Annotated in this window: 16 protein-coding genes; 12 read left to right on the top strand and 4 right to left on the bottom strand. The window is 49.1% G+C overall.

All coding sequences use genetic code 11. From position 1 onward, the window contains the following. The first annotated feature begins 15 nt into the window (after positions 1-15). From MJX74_RS13120 to alr, 11 genes are all read left to right on the top strand, one after another. Positions 16-1,311 carry an adenylosuccinate synthase gene (locus MJX74_RS13120; protein WP_240223278.1) on the top strand — a complete coding sequence of 432 codons (1,296 nt, stop codon included), beginning with the start codon at positions 16-18 and terminating at the stop codon, positions 1,309-1,311. Between the two features lie 95 nt (positions 1,312-1,406). Beyond that, on the top strand, positions 1,407-2,726 hold the full coding sequence (locus tag MJX74_RS13115; protein WP_240223277.1) for a S41 family peptidase: 1,320 nt from the start codon (positions 1,407-1,409) through the stop codon (positions 2,724-2,726). A gap of 73 nt (positions 2,727-2,799) precedes the next feature. Then, entirely contained in the window at positions 2,800-3,420 is a 621-nt protein-coding gene (locus MJX74_RS13110) for a tetratricopeptide repeat protein (RefSeq protein ID WP_240223276.1), read from the top strand. Between the two features lie 66 nt (positions 3,421-3,486). After that, positions 3,487-5,826, top strand: a complete 2,340-nt coding sequence (gene rnr / locus MJX74_RS13105; protein WP_240223275.1) for a ribonuclease R — start codon at positions 3,487-3,489, stop codon at positions 5,824-5,826. 179 nt (positions 5,827-6,005) lie between these two features. After that, the gene (gene rlmB, locus MJX74_RS13100) at positions 6,006-6,737 is read left to right on the top strand and encodes a 23S rRNA (guanosine(2251)-2'-O)-methyltransferase RlmB (RefSeq protein ID WP_240223274.1); all 732 of its coding nucleotides are present in this window, start codon (positions 6,006-6,008) and stop codon (positions 6,735-6,737) included. A 455-nt stretch (positions 6,738-7,192) separates the two neighbouring features. After that, a complete protein-coding gene (rpsF, locus tag MJX74_RS13095) occupies positions 7,193-7,570 on the top strand; it encodes a 30S ribosomal protein S6 (RefSeq protein WP_240223273.1) in 378 nt (125 codons plus the stop codon). 10 nt (positions 7,571-7,580) lie between these two features. Continuing rightward, positions 7,581-7,886 (top strand): primosomal replication protein N, encoded by a 306-nt coding sequence (gene priB, locus MJX74_RS13090; RefSeq protein WP_092789719.1) that lies wholly within the window; start codon positions 7,581-7,583, stop codon positions 7,884-7,886. 11 nt (positions 7,887-7,897) lie between these two features. Beyond that, positions 7,898-8,125 (top strand): 30S ribosomal protein S18, encoded by a 228-nt coding sequence (rpsR, locus tag MJX74_RS13085; RefSeq protein WP_068228526.1) that lies wholly within the window; start codon positions 7,898-7,900, stop codon positions 8,123-8,125. Positions 8,126-8,144: 19 nt separating this feature from the next. Further along, entirely contained in the window at positions 8,145-8,597 is a 453-nt protein-coding gene (gene rplI, locus MJX74_RS13080) for a 50S ribosomal protein L9 (RefSeq protein WP_240223272.1), read from the top strand. A gap of 167 nt (positions 8,598-8,764) precedes the next feature. Beyond that, positions 8,765-10,147, top strand: a complete 1,383-nt coding sequence (gene dnaB / locus MJX74_RS13075) for a replicative DNA helicase (RefSeq protein WP_240223271.1) — start codon at positions 8,765-8,767, stop codon at positions 10,145-10,147. Then, positions 10,147-11,232 (top strand): alanine racemase, encoded by a 1,086-nt coding sequence (gene alr, locus MJX74_RS13070; RefSeq protein ID WP_240223270.1) that lies wholly within the window; start codon positions 10,147-10,149, stop codon positions 11,230-11,232. The genes dnaB and alr overlap by 1 nt, the downstream gene beginning before the upstream one ends. 93 nt (positions 11,233-11,325) lie before the next feature. Here the strand turns inward: alr and MJX74_RS13065 are convergent, their stop codons facing one another. From MJX74_RS13065 to MJX74_RS13055, 3 genes are all read right to left on the bottom strand, one after another. After that, positions 11,326-11,790, bottom strand: a complete 465-nt coding sequence (locus MJX74_RS13065) for a chemotaxis protein CheX (RefSeq protein ID WP_068228539.1) — start codon at positions 11,788-11,790, stop codon at positions 11,326-11,328. 98 nt (positions 11,791-11,888) lie between these two features. After that, entirely contained in the window at positions 11,889-12,329 is a 441-nt protein-coding gene (locus MJX74_RS13060) for a transcriptional repressor (protein ID WP_240223269.1), read from the bottom strand. A 95-nt stretch (positions 12,330-12,424) separates the two neighbouring features. After that, the gene (locus MJX74_RS13055; RefSeq protein ID WP_240223268.1) at positions 12,425-12,637 is read right to left on the bottom strand and encodes a hypothetical protein; all 213 of its coding nucleotides are present in this window, start codon (positions 12,635-12,637) and stop codon (positions 12,425-12,427) included. 187 nt (positions 12,638-12,824) lie between these two features. On the opposite strand from MJX74_RS13055, the gene tadA reads away from it, so the two are divergent. Continuing rightward, positions 12,825-13,310 carry a tRNA adenosine(34) deaminase TadA gene (gene tadA, locus MJX74_RS13050; protein WP_240223267.1) on the top strand — a complete coding sequence of 162 codons (486 nt, stop codon included), beginning with the start codon at positions 12,825-12,827 and terminating at the stop codon, positions 13,308-13,310. A gap of 203 nt (positions 13,311-13,513) precedes the next feature. Here tadA and mltF read toward each other — a convergent pair whose 3' ends face one another. Then, a complete protein-coding gene (gene mltF / locus MJX74_RS13045) occupies positions 13,514-14,944 on the bottom strand; it encodes a membrane-bound lytic murein transglycosylase MltF (RefSeq protein WP_240223266.1) in 1,431 nt (476 codons plus the stop codon). Positions 14,945-15,046: the final 102 nt, after the last annotated feature.

Below are 15,046 nucleotides of genomic sequence, written 5' to 3'. Positions count from 1 at the left end.
CATGATGTAGGAACCATGGCCAAAAACGTCGTAGTGCTCGGCACCCAATGGGGTGACGAAGGTAAAGGTAAAATCGTCGATTTATTAACAGATAAAGCCAGCTATGTGGTGCGCTATCAAGGCGGCCATAATGCCGGACATACTTTGGTTATCGACGGTGAGAAAACCGTATTACATTTAATTCCGTCAGGTATTTTACGTGCCAACGTGAAATGCGTTATTGGTAATGGTGTAGTGCTGTCCCCTGAAGCGTTCTTAAAGGAAATGGCCATGCTGGAGCAGCGTGGCGTGCCGGTGAAAGAGCGTTTACTGTTAAGCGAAGCGTGCCCACTGATTCTGCCGTTCCATGTTGAACTGGATAAAGCGCGTGAACTGGCCCGTGGCGACAAGCCTATCGGTACTACCGGTCGTGGTATTGGCCCGGCATACGAAGACAAAGTTGCCCGCCGCGGCTTACGTGTGGGGGATTTGTTTAACCCAACACTGTTTGCTGAGAAGCTGAAAACGCTGATGGATCTGCATAATTTTACTCTGACACAATACTACAAAGTGCCGGCAGTGGATTATCAGACCACGCTGGACAATGCACTGGCTATTGCAGACATTTTAAAGCCGTTGGTAGTAGATGTTACTGATTTGCTGGACAAAGCGCGTAAAGCCGGCCAGGAAATTATGTTTGAAGGTGCTCAGGGTACATTGCTGGATATTGACCACGGTACCTACCCTTATGTTACCTCGTCTAATACCACCGCTGGTGGTGTAGCAACCGGTGCTGGTTTTGGCCCGCGTTACCTGGATTACGTGCTGGGTATTGTTAAAGCTTATACCACCCGTGTTGGCTCAGGCCCGTTCCCGACGGAACTGGATTGTGCAGTAGGTGAGCATTTAGGCGTTAAAGGCCATGAGTTTGGTGCAACTACCGGCCGTAAACGTCGGTGTGGTTGGTTCGATGCCGTTGCCGTTAAGCGTGCCGTGCAATTAAATAGTATCTCTGGTTTTTGCTTAACCAAGCTGGATGTATTAGATGGCCTGGAGACAATACACATCTGTACCGGTTACAAAGATGCGGCAGGTAATGTGACGGATGTTCCGCCTATGGCTGCAGAAGGCTTTGAGCTGGTAACACCGGTATATGAAGAAATGCCAGGCTGGAGCGAAAGCACCTTTGGTGTGCAGCAACTGGAAAACTTACCGCAGGCAGCGCGTAACTACATCAGCCGTTTAGAGCAACTGACCGGCGTGCCTGTTGATATAGTGTCAACCGGCCCTGATCGTGTTCAGACTATTGTACTGCGCCATCCTTTTGCCTGAGGCATCTGTTTGTTAAGTTGTACCGTATAAAAAACGCTGCCACCTGGCAGCGTTTTTGTTTATGCTGATAAAAAGCAAAACATGGAGCGACAGTTATGCGCATTTTTATATTGGTAGCAGCGTTAATAACACTTACCGCTTGTGGTGGCGGAGGCAGTATAGACACTGACAGCACAGGACAAACCAGTATTTGCCAGCGCACTGATATTAACTCTCAGGTGTTCTGCGCTTTGCAGCAAGATTATCTTTGGTACCGTGACTTACCGGCCTCTGTAAACCCTGATAGCTACAGTTCACCTGGCGAATTAATACAGGCTGTCGCGGCGCCTCAGGATCGTTATAGCTTTATAATTACCCGGCAGGAATATGAAGATCGCTATATTAACGCCACCTTCTTCGGTTACGGTTTCTCCAGTATCAGAACGGATAATGATACCGCGTTGCAAATTGCTTATGTGTATGATGATGGTTCTGCAGCACAAAACGGCCTGCGTCGTGGCGATAAAATAATTGAAATTGAAGGGGTGAGTGTTGCTCAGTGGTTAAGCCAGCTTGATGCCAGCACGGTGACCAATGATGATATTTATGGCCCGAATGAAGATGGCGTAATGCGTAACTTTGTCTGGCGCAAACCAGATGCCTCTGAGCTGGCCGCTGATTTTATTAAAACAGAAGTCACTACCAATACTGTGCTGCATCGCTCTGTGACGACACAAGGCAGCAAACGTATTGGTTATCTGGTATTTAATACTTTTATCGAATTATCAGAGTCTGAGCTGGAACAAGTTTTTGCCTATTTTGTTGCGCAAGGGGTTAATGAGCTGGTGTTGGATGTGCGATACAACGGCGGTGGCCTGATCCGCGTGGCAAACCAGCTTAGTACACAAATTGCCCGAAACTTCGTCCAGAGCGAAGTGTTTGTAAAATATCAGTTTAATGACAAAAATACCGCCAAGAATAATTCTACATTGTTTGCGCTTGGCGCCGGGCGCAGTGTGCTGAACTTGCCGCGGGTATTTGTACTGACAACCGAAGGCAGTTGCTCGTCCAGTGAACTGGTGATTAATTCTCTGGCGCCTTTTGTTGATGTTGTGCAAATTGGCAGCGCAACTTGCGGCAAACCTGTAGGGCAGCAACCGGAGATTATTGGCAATTATGTGTTGTTTGCTATTAACTTCCAGACGGTAAACGCACTGGATCAAGGCGAGTATTTTAATGGCCTGCAACCTAATTGTCCGGTTACTGACAACATTACCGGTGACTGGGGCGTTATCACTGACCCACTTTATGCGGAAGCCGTTAATTACATTGCCAGTGGCAGCTGCAGCGATGTAGCTGTAAGCAGCGCTACAGTGCGTGCTGAGGTAGTAAAACCAAGGCTTTCAGCTCCGTGGATATTGAATAACGAGCAATAAAGGCGCAGAAGTTGCTTAAAAAAAGCCACTTCTGGCCGATAAAGCCTAAGATGACAATTTTCAGGCGCATATTATGACTAAAACTCTATGGCTGGTGCTGGCCGTTCTGATGCTGCAAACGCCGCTAACCCAGGCGCAAGAGCTGGAAGCCGTGCAGTTGTATTCTCAGGATGAACTGTTGGCATTGATCCGCACCAATAGCCATCTTAAGCGCGTACGGGCCGATGAATGCCAACTGGTTCGTGATATAGAAGCCCGGGCGGATATTATGCAGTTGCCAGCGTATCAGTTTCTGTATGGTGATATGCTGGCTTATGCGGTTTGCGTGCCACGCAATGTAGAGCGTGGCTGGGATCTGATGTTACAAGCTGCAGGGCAAGGCTTACCAGAGGGTTTAGAACAAGTGGGCCGTTATTATCATATTGGCCGCTTTGTGCAGCCCGATACCGATAAAGCAATCATTTATTTGCGTGAAGCCTCGGCACTGGGTAATTTAAAAGCGCAGTTACGTTTGGCGCAAATGCTGACTGAAGGCCATGGCAGCCCGGTAGATTTTGAACAAAGCTATCGTTGGTTGCATAATGCGGTAACGGCAGATGCCGGTACACATAAACAAATACAACAGTTGCTTGGCAAGCTAAGCCAAAAAATGCCCGCACGGGTAGTGGCCAATGCCAAACGGCCGGTAAAATGAAGTTCATACTCATAACCCGGTTTAGCTGTTACACTTAACACAATTTAGGAAACAAAAGATAACTTAATGACGGTAAATGATCCGCATCTTGCGCGTGAGCAGGAAAAATATGACAACCCTATCCCCAGCCGTGAATTTATTCTCGAGCATATCGAAAAACGCCAAAGCCCCGCTTATTTTGAAGAATTAGTTGCAGAGCTGGGTTTAAGCGATGACGATGCTATTTTCGCGCTGAAAAAACGCTTGCGTGCCATGGAACGTGATGGCCAGTTAATTTATACCAAAAACCGCCGCTATGGCCTGGTCGATAATATGGACCTGGTTAAAGGCACGGTATTGGGCCACCGCGAAGGCTTTGGCTTTTTAAAGCTGGAGCAGGGCGGGCCGGATTGGTTTATCCCCAATTTTGAAATGCAGCGCTTGCTGCACGGCGATATCGTACTGGCGACAGCGCAAAGCGTAAACAGTAAAGATAAAATTGAAGCCCGCGTAGTACGGGTATTAGAGTCACGCGCCGAGCCGATAGTAGGCCGATATTACAAAGATTTCGCTTTAGGTGTAGTAGTGCCGGATGACCCGCGCATTACCCAGGATATTGTTATCCCTGATGGTGAGCAAGGCGAGGCCAGGCACGGTCAGGTGGTGTTGGTAGAAATAACCCAGCGGCCATCAAAACGGGTTAATGCGGTTGGTAAAGTCACCGAAGTACTGGGCGAGCATATGGCACCCGGGATGGAAATTGAAATTGCTATTCGCAATCATCAAATTCCGCATGTGTTTTCTGATGCAGTATTAAAACAAGTGGCTAAATACGGCGAAGAAGTGCCGGAAGCAGCCAAGCAGGGCCGTGTCGATTTAACCCAATTAGGTTTAATTACCATTGATGGTGAAGATGCGCGCGATTTTGATGATGCCGTTTACGCTGAAGCCAAAGACAACGGCGGCTGGCGTTTATGGGTTGCCATTGCTGATGTTAGCGCTTATGTACTGCCGTATACGGTGCTGGATAACACGGCAATAGAGCGCGGCAATTCGGTGTATTTCCCCGATCACGTGGTGCCGATGCTGCCCGAAGCATTATCTAACGGCCTGTGTTCGCTTAACCCGCATACCGACCGTTTATGTTTAGTCGCCGATATGCATATCAGCGCCAGCGGCAAACTCGACAGCTATCAGTTTTATGAAGCCGTAATGCATTCCAGTGCACGCTTAACCTATAACAAGGTGCATAAAATACTGCAGGGCGACCCTGAGCTGCGTCAGCAATATGCGGCCAACCTGACCAACATTGAAACGCTGAACAGCCTGTATAAAAAGCTGGCCAAAGTGCGCGGCCAACGCGGCGCTATAGAGTTTGAAACGGTTGAAACCCGCTTTGTGTTTAACAGCCACCGTAAAATTGAGCAAATTGTACCGGTGCACCGGGTTGAATCGCACAAGATCATTGAAGAGTGCATGATTATGGCCAACGTGGCCGCAGCACGCTTTATTGAAAAGCACGAAGCCCATACGCTTTTCCGAGTGCACGAACGCCCCGATGCAGACCGCTTTGACAACTTCCGCCGCTTTTTAGCTGAGCTGGGTATCGAAGCGAATTTATCAGCCGAGCCAACCCCGCTGGAGCTCACGCAAACGCTGGAAAAAATCGGCGACCGGCCGGATCGTGAGCTGATTGAAACTACCATGCTGCGTTCAATGAAGCAGGCCGTGTATCAGGGCGATAATCAGGGCCACTTTGGTTTGGCACTGGAAGCTTATGCTCACTTTACCTCACCCATCCGCCGTTACCCGGATTTAGTGCTGCACCGTGGTATTAAAGCTTTACTGGCCAAACAAGGCCAGAAAGTTACCGGAGCGCGTGAGTATTCTGAAGCCGAAATCACCCCGCTGGGCGAGCAGTGCTCGATGACAGAGCGCCGTGCCGATGACGCCACCCGCGAAGTAGCCGACTGGTTAAAATGCGAATATATGCAGGACCACTTGGGCGCAGAGTTTGACGGCGTAGTATCTACCGTTACCAGCTTTGGTTTATTTGTGCGTTTAACCGAGTTGTATATCGAAGGCCTGGTGCATGTCACCTCGCTGCAGAACGATTACTACCACTTTGACGCCGAGCGCCATACCCTAAGCGGCGAGCATGGCAAAGTAACCTATCGCATGGGTGATTTACTGAAAGTGAAAGTGGCAGCGGTTAACCTTGAAGCGCGAAAAATTGATTTAGTCTTAGTGGGCGAGCCAACACGAGTGGTCAGCAAAGAGCAAATTAAAGCGTCGAAGCAAGGTTCAGCTAAAGGCGGCAAACGTGCTACCGGTAAAGTAGCACCTGCAGTGAAAGGTGCAGAAGCTAAGCCCAAAGGCGCGCGTAATATTACGGCGCGTAAAAAGCCACGACGTAAGGCTAAGTAACGATTGGCTTATGCACTAACGAACCAGTATGCCCACGCCAACACGCCGTGAATATGTCCCTATAGGCTCGACTCAGGCATCCATGCCTTCAACGGTTGGCTTAGAGCATACTGGTTCGCTAATTTCGGAATCTAAGGTAAACTGCCGGCTTTTTTAAGTGTCGGCATTAAGGGTTAACAATGAGCGCAGATCTGGTCTTTGGTATTCATGCGGTAGGAGCATTATTACAACGCGCACCGCAGGATGTGCTGGAGTTGTTTGTGATGAAAGATCGCGACGACAAGCGCATGCAGCCGTTAATCCAGCAAGCACGGCAAAACGGTGTGTCGGTACAGTTTTGTAACCGCAAAACTATGGACGATATGGTTGGCGGCCAGCATCAGGGGATTATTGCTAAAGCCCGGTTACAAAGTAGCGGCAGCGAAGCAGATTTAGCCGCCATTGTTGAGCAGCAGGAAAAGCCATTTATTCTGATCCTCGATGGCGTAACAGACCCGCACAATTTAGGCGCTATTTTACGCAGCGCCGATGCGGCTGGTGTGCATGCGGTGGTATCGCCAAAAGATCGTTCAGTAAAGCTAACCTCAGTGGTACGTAAAGTAGCCTGTGGCGCAGCAGAGAGCGTGCCTTTTATTACCGTAACCAACTTAGCCCGTACCTTGCGCGAATTGCAGGAAGCCGGTGTTTGGGTAGTCGGCACCGCCGGTGAAACCGATACCAGCATTTACCAGGCCGATTTTAAAGGCCCGTTGGCGCTGGTACTGGGCGCCGAAGGCGAAGGCCTGCGCCGCTTAACCCGTGAAACCTGCGACAGCCTGGTAAAAATTCCGATGTTTGGCAGTGTGTCCAGCCTTAACGTATCGGTTGCTGCCGGTATCTGCTTATTTGAAGCCGTGCGCCAGCGCCAGTAAACTCCTCCCCCGATTGCTTTTGGGCGATAGCAAAGGTTAGGTGTTTCGATTGCGCAGCCACAGAGTGTCTGAGTGAGCGCGCAAGCAGCGAACGAGTTGCTGTGGCGAGCACAGCGAAATAGCTAGCCTTGCTTTGAAGTTGCCGGTAAAAGTGAGTGTTATGCTCGCCACAATGACACCTCGGGCAATCCTGCCCTCAGTGAGGCGGCTCAGCTCAGCTTGCCAAATTCGTTCCCGACGAATTTGTCCGCCGCCTTCGCTTACGCGAAATGGGTTTGTGGCTGCGCTATCACTCGCTTTTACCTGCTTAATCTTTCAAATTGATTGCTTTCTGCTTGTTATTTACCCGCTAAGTCCGTAAAATACGCGACCTTCGGCCATACACCTAACGTTCCTTGCCTCCATGAGAACCCCGGCCGAGTTCCCCCGAGGCTTACTAACCGTAAGGAGCTACAATGCGTCATTACGAAATCGTTTTTATGGTTCACCCTGATCAGAGTGAACAAGTACCTGGCATGATTGAGCGTTACACTGGTTCAATCAAAGAAGCGGGTGGTTCTATTCACCGTCTGGAAGATTGGGGCCGTCGTCAACTGGCTTACCCAATCCAGAAGTTGCATAAAGCTCACTATGTTCTGATGAACGTAGAAGCACCACAAACTGTGATTGATGAGCTGGAAACTAACTTCCGCTACAACGACGCGGTATTACGTAACCTGATTATGCGCACAGACAGTGCCGTAGTTGAGCCATCACCAATGGCTAAAGTACGTGATGAACGTCGTGAGCGTGCTCCTCGCGAACATGAAGAGCAAGTAGCAAACGAAGAGTAAGTTGTTGTTAATGGACAATAGCACCGTACTGGTTGGCAGTATCTGCCGTCAACCGGAGCACAGCGAAAGTCCTGCGGGCATACCGCATACGGTTTTGGTGTTAGAACACCGCAGTAACCAGATGGAAGCCGGCTTAAACCGCCAGGCCTATGTCAGGATACAGGTAGTACTTACCGGAGCCGCACTAACACAACATACCCGACAGTTAACGTTGGGCAACATGGTAAAGGTGACAGGTTTTTTAAACCGCCACCAAAGCCGCAGCGGACAAGCTAAGCTGGTGCTGCATGCGCAACAAATTGAACAAATAAGTTAGGAGACAGGCAAATGTCACGTTTTTTCCGTCGCCGTAAATTCTGCCGTTTTTCTGCAGAAGGCACTGTAGAGATTGATTACAAAGATACCGTTGTTCTGAAAAACTACGTTACAGAAAGCGGTAAGATCGTACCTAGCCGTATTACTGGTACCAGCGCTAAGTATCAGCGCCAACTGGCTCGTGCTATTAAGCGCGCACGCTACCTGGCTCTGCTGCCTTACAGCGACTCACACAGTTAATACAGAAGGGGTATAAGCAATGCAAATTATTCTGTTAGACAAAGTCTCTAACCTTGGTGGTTTAGGTGACAATGTAGCTGTTAAGTCAGGTTATGCTCGTAACTTCTTATTCCCACAGGGTAAAGCAGTTCCGGCTACCAAGGCTAACATCGAGAAATTCGAAGCCCGTCGCGCTGAATTAGAAGCTAAATTAGCTGATGATTTAACAGCTGCTAACGACCGTGCTGCTAAAATTGCTGCGCTGGGTGAAGTGACTATTGCTTCTAAAGCCGGTGACGAAGGCAAGCTGTTCGGTTCAGTTGGCACCCGTGATATCGCTGATGCGATCACTGAAGCTGGCGTTAAAGTATCTAAAGCAGAAGTTAAACTGCCTACAGGTACTTTACGTGAAACTGGCGAGTACGAAATCGACGTTCAGTTACACGCTGAAGTTACTGCAACTGTAAAAATTGTAGTAATCGCAGAAGCTTAATAAGCTTTAAAGCGCACTGTATATGCAGTGCGCTTTTTCCTCTGTTTTCCCCGTTGTTGTTTATCCCGTTTGTTTCGTTAAGCCGATAAAAATATCTGACACTTCGCTTTGTGATCTGCCTGCGGCGGGTTAGCATTATGCTGTTTTCGCTAACTGAAACAGGTGTTATGAGTAGTATTAAAGACAAGCAGGTTGCTGCGGTTAAAATGCCGCCCCATTCGATAGAAGCTGAGCAGTCGGTACTTGGCGGCTTAATGCTGGATAACGAGGCCTGGGACCGAGTGGCAGAAAAAGTTGTCGAGCAGGATTTTTACCTGCGCGCGCACCGCTTTATTTTCGCTGCCATGTCGCGTCTGGCAGAGGCCACCCAGCCAATTGATATTATTACCGTATCGGAAAATTTAGAAGCTAACCTGCAGCTGGACGATGTCGGCGGTTTTGCTTATTTAGGCGAAATTGCCAAAAATACCCCCAGTGCCGCCAATATTCTGGCTTACGCTGAAATAGTGCGTGAGCGCGCCGTAGTGCGCGATATGATTTCAGTAGCGCACGATATTGCCGACGCTGGTTACGACACTCAGGGGCGCACCTCAGCCGAGCTGCTGGACTTTGCTGAGACCAAAGTATTTAAAATTGCCGAACAGCGCACTAATGCCAATGAAGGCCCGGAGCCTATCAACAGTATCCTGGCTAAAACCATTGAAAAAATTGATGAGCTGTTCCGCTCGCCGTATGATGGCGTTACCGGGGTATCTACCGGCTATGTCGATTTAGATAAAATGACCAACGGTATGCAACCGTCAGACCTGATTATTGTTGCCGCCCGTCCGTCGATGGGTAAAACCACCTTCGCGATGAACCTGTGTGAGCATGCGGCCATTACCTCGGATAAGCCGGTGCTGATTTTCAGCTTAGAGATGCCATCCGAACAAATTATGATGCGTATGCTGGCTTCCTTAGGCCGCATTGACCAAACCAAGGTCCGGACCGGCCAGTTGGAAGATGAAGACTGGGCTCGACTGTCTTCAGCCATAGAGCTTTTGAACACCAAAGGCAAAATGTACATCGATGACGGCTCGGGTTTAACACCCACCGAGGTGCGTTCGCGGGCACGGCGGGTGGCGCGCGAACATGGCGGCTTAAGCATGATCATGGTCGACTATTTACAGCTAATGACAGTGCCTGGTATGAGTGACAACCGTACCTTAGAAATTGCCGAGATTTCCCGCTCGTTAAAAGCACTTGCCAAAGAGCTGAAAGTGCCGGTAGTGGCACTGTCGCAGCTTAACCGGTCGTTGGAGCAGCGTGCCGACAAACGCCCGGTAAACTCCGACTTGCGTGAGTCCGGCTCTATCGAGCAGGATGCCGACTTAATTATGTTTATCTACCGCGACGAGGTGTATAACGACGACAGCCCGGACAAAGGCACCGCAGAAGTTATTATAGGTAAACAGCGGAACGGCCCGATTGGCCGGGTGCGCTTAACCTTTCATGGCCGTTACTCGCGCTTTGATAACTACGCCGGTAGCGCCAGGTTTGAGGACGATTAATGCTCAGCCGCCGGCCGCAGGCCACTATAGACTTAGCTGCGCTTGAGCATAACTTCGCGCGCGTAAAGCAACTGGCGCCAAACAGCAAAATACTGGCGGTGCTAAAAGCCAATGCCTACGGCCATGGTATGTTGCCGGTAGCTCAGGCGTTAAGGCAGGCCGATGCTTTGGGCGTAGCGCGGCTTGATGAAGCGCTGGCACTGCGGGCCGGTGGTATTGCCAGGCCGATAGTGCTGTTGGAAGGCTTTTTTCACCCGGATGAACTGGCGCAAGTGGTTGCCTCTAACCTGCAACTGGTTATACACCATCGCGAGCAGGCCGAAGCATTGCTGACGGCGCAATTGGATGCACCGGTACGGGTATGGCTAAAAGTCGATTCCGGTATGCACCGGCTGGGTATTTACCCACACGAATTTAACGAGCTGTATCAGCGTTTGAGCCAAAGCAGCAATGTGCAGGGGCCACTGCGACTAATGAGCCATTTTGCCAGCTCAGACGAGCTGGATAAGCCTGCTACCGCAAATCAGCTGGCGCTATTTCAACAAATTACTCAGGGCAGTACCGGTGAGCATTCACTGGCCAATTCCGGCGCCGTATTAAACTGGCCGCAAAGCCATGGCGATTGGGTGCGGCCCGGCTTAATGTTGTACGGTGTATCACCAATGGCAGATGCTGTTGGCAGTGATCATGGCTTAAGGCCGGTAATGACATTCAGCAGCAGTGTTATCGCCGTGCGTGAGGTAAAGGCCGGTGATGCTGTAGGTTACGGCGGCAGCTGGATAGCGGCGCATAACAGCCGTTTAGCGGTGGTAGCCATGGGCTATGGTGATGGCTACCCGCGCGCAGCTGGTAATAATGCTAATGTGCTGATTAACGGTAAGCGTTTGCCGATTGTTGGCCGGGTATCTATGGACATGATTACCGTTGACATAGGCAACGAGGCAGTGGCCGTTGGCGATAAAGTGATCCTGTGGGGCCGCGATTTACCGGTAGAACAGCTCGCGCTTTGTGTTGAAACTATCCCTTATGAGCTACTGTGCAATATCACCAGCCGCGTGCAATTCAGTTATGCCTTTGGCACTTAATGCTGCAGCTCCAATTACTTTGGATATCTACAGCCTGATATTGTAAACAAAAACGCCAGCATTGAGCCGGCGTTGTATTGCAAAAATAGCAGGTTATTTATCAAAACTAACTTCGATATGCACCTTGCCAAAGTCAGAGTCGAATGGCATTAATACCTTTGCACCTTCAGACTTATGCGAAATAGTGTGGTTTTTACCAGACACCACCACAGGGGTTGCCATGGTAAAATCATAGCCTTTTTCGCCTAAAATACGCTTGGCACCGCCGGTAACCATATTGGTTATTTCACCTACCATGTCGGTAACGTCTTCTGTAATGCCTTTTGGCCGTTCACCCAGCATGCGAAACATAATTTCCACCGCTAAGGATTCTTCAAAGGTAATAGAAAATGAGCCTTTGGTTTGCGGACTAACCATACCAATTAAGCCAGACACATCGCCACGTGCAACTTCGTCTTTTTTAATACGCGGTTGTCCGGGTGTAATGGTGGTATTTGCCATAGTGCTTAGCACATTGACTAAAGACGATAAAAACGGATTTATAAATTCAACATTCATGTCAATGCCTATCAGAAAACAGAACTAAAGCGAAAGCTTGTTTAAGATTAGAAAGCTTTTTGTAAATGCACAAGCCAGATCCTTGATACAGATAAGTTTTATTGTTTGGCTTTACATATTTTGCACAAACCATGCGCTTCAATGGTCTGGTGTTTGATAACAAACCCCTGAGATACGGCCTGACGGTTAAACTCATCTTGCAGCAAACTGGAATGCAGCTCAGTGACATTACCACATTGATCGCAAATTAGCAGCTGTGCCGGGTGATGCTGGCCAAAATGATGGCACAGCATAAACGCGTTACTGGATTCAATTTTATGAATAAAGCCCTGCTCGGTAAGAAACTCTATTGCCCGGTACACTGTAGCGGGCTTTGCGCCGGGCTCAGTTTGTTTTAACTGCTCAAGCAGTTCATAGGCACCAATGCCGCCGTTAAGGCCGGCCAGCAGGCGAAACACTTTTTCGCGGATAGATGTAAAGCGGGCACCATTTTGTTCGCAAATTGTGCGCGCCCGGTTAACCAGAATTTCCGTCGACATTTTCAGCTCCTGTCAGCAGTTGCTGGCAGTGTACCATAACAAAGCTTAACTGCCACGCACTGCCATGCAGTGCAACAGAATGAAAATGTAGTTGTTTATAACCGGTTTATTTGCTCTTTTAACTGGTAACTTTTGTCTGTAACAATGCTTTCCAGCGTGGCTATGCGTTGCTTCATTTTATCTAATTCGTTTTTCAGCTCAGCAACTTCTTTATCACTCGCTTTGTCTTTGTTTTTATTATAAGAATCGTAAGCTGAATAGCCTAAGCCGCCTATAATGGCTATAGCTGCAATTTCGAAAGGTCCCATAGTTTTGTCTCCGTTGTTTTTCTTAAGTTAAAGCAAAGTCGGTGCCATTTTATATAACTGCATTTAAATCATACGTTTAAAATTCTATTAAGCAGCGATAACTTTGCAGATAACAAAAGTTTAGCCAATTTCGCCATAATATAGTGGTAAACTTCGCCACCAATCTAGCAATTAATTGTAAAGCATTATGACTGACGAAGATTGGATGCGCCGCGCTATGGCGCTGGCGGCTAACGCCGAGCAGCAGGGCGAAGTGCCGGTAGGCGCAGTGCTGGTTAAAGACGGTAAGATGATTGCCGAAGGCTGGAACCAGATGATTAGTCTGAATGATCCGTCTGCCCATGCTGAGATGCAGGCAATACGCGCAGCATCGGCTGTTATGGCTAATTACCGCCTGCCGGATTGTACTTTGTACGTAACACTGGAGCCTTGCAGTATGTGTGCAGGGGTAATGGTGCATAGCCGAATTAAGCGGCTGGTGTTTGGCGCGACAGATTTAAAAACCGGTGCTGCGGGCTCGGTACTTAATCTGGTGCAATATGGTCGGTTTAATCATCAGCTTGAAGTGGTGTCCGGGGTGTTGGCAACAGAATGTGCCACACAGTTATCGGCGTTTTTTCAACGCCGCAGGCTGGAGCACAAAGCAGCTAAACAACTTCGTTTGCCTGATTAAAAAAGCTCAGATAATGGCGTCGGCGCTGATGCAGTTTTGCCACAGCGATATTGCGTTTAATACGGCGCCTGCTGGAGGCTACATCAACCAGGCGCCTGCGCCTGGCTCTGACCTGAGGTTTTTTGCGTTTTAACATAACTAACACTTATTTCGGTTTAATATGCGTACTATGGATGCGTATTGGCCCGGTTGCAATAGTCGCTTTAATTGTTGTCCTGAGGTGGCTCTGGCAATATTTCTATACTCAGCTGCTCGGTTAAACGCTGTTTTTGCTGCTCAAGCCGTTGCTCTGCCTGCTGGCGCTCATCTACCCACAACAAGGTGTCGTAGTAGCGGCGGATATTTTCGACGTAAGTTACTGCTTCATCGCCGCGGGCATAGCCATATTTAGTGGTTTGATAGACATTTTTTTGCCGCAGCAACGGCAGGCGCTGTTTTACATCCAGCCATTTATCCGGATCAGCGCCCTGGCGCTGGGTGATAATGCGCGCATCTTCAACATGGCCCCAACCAACATTGTAAGACGCCAGCGCAAACCAGAGCCGGTCAGGCATAGTAATACGCTCTGGTATTCGGGTAACCATCCGGTGCAGGTAACGGCTGCCACCCAGTATGCTTTGTTCAGGATCAAGCCGGCTGGTCACGCCCATCTGCTGTGCTGTAGGTAAGGTTAGCATCATTAAGCCGCGTACACCGGTCGGGCTTTTTGCTTTCGGGTCCCAGTGCGATTCCTGATAACTGAGCGCGGCCAGTAAGCGCCAGTCAAGCTCACCGGCATATTGCATAAACCAGGCTTTAAACTTAGGCAATTGTTGTTCTATAGCGTCGATATACACCAGCGTATCTACGTAGTCGAACAGTTGTACATGGCCAAAATAGCGGTCTTCCAGTGCAATAAGTTCGCCGCCCTGATACATAGCACCAAAGAACTCAATTAATACGGCATAGAGTGAATCATCGCTGTTATCTGCCAGTAACCAGCTAACCGGTAAGTTGTCGCGTACGGTGAAGGCGATACTGAGGTTTGGGTAAAAGCGCCGGTTCAGTGCCAGCTGGTTTGAGTCGGTCAGGGTGTAAGCAATATTGCCGTCAACCACCTGTTGTAAAATCTCGTCGGCATCGAGAGTCGGGTGTTGTAGCCACTGTAGATCGGGTTTATCCAGACTTAGCTGCTGCAATGTTTCGGCATGGCTGCTGTCTTTTACTACAACTACAGTATCGGTCAGGTCGTCCAGCGAGCGGGGCCAGGTATTGCCTTGTTTAAATACTAATACTTCATTTATCCAACGATACGCCGGTGATGAACGGTACTTACCTTTGCGCCGCTCTGTCAGTGTTAGCCCGCCGGCAATATAGTCCACCTGGCCGGTTTGCAGCTTTTGCAGCAGTTCGTCCAGTTGGTAGCTGGGAAATAACTCCAGTTTCACACCAAGTTTATCAGCCAGTGCCTGGCTGAGTTCCAGCTCGAAGCCGGTTGGGCCGTCAATACCAACATAATAGCTGGTAGGGCCGTGCAAAATGCCAACTTTTAAGCTATCACGCTGATATATCTGGTAAAGCTGGCTTTGTGATGGCTCGGGGCTACACCCTGCTAAACACAGTAACAACAGCAACCAGGCCTGATTTTTCCACATCTTTGCTAACCTGCAATGTCACGTTCTGCGCTGTTATAACAAACTTCTGTCGCCGCGTCAGTGTTTACTCATACCACTTGAGCAGAAATTTCTTTATAATGG

The organism is Rheinheimera hassiensis, from assembly GCF_022436675.1.
In the GTDB taxonomy this organism is placed as follows: domain Bacteria; phylum Pseudomonadota; class Gammaproteobacteria; order Enterobacterales; family Alteromonadaceae; genus Alishewanella; species Alishewanella hassiensis.
The sequence above is the reverse complement of the archived record's forward strand: the minus strand, read 5'-3'. Positions and strand labels throughout refer to the sequence as shown.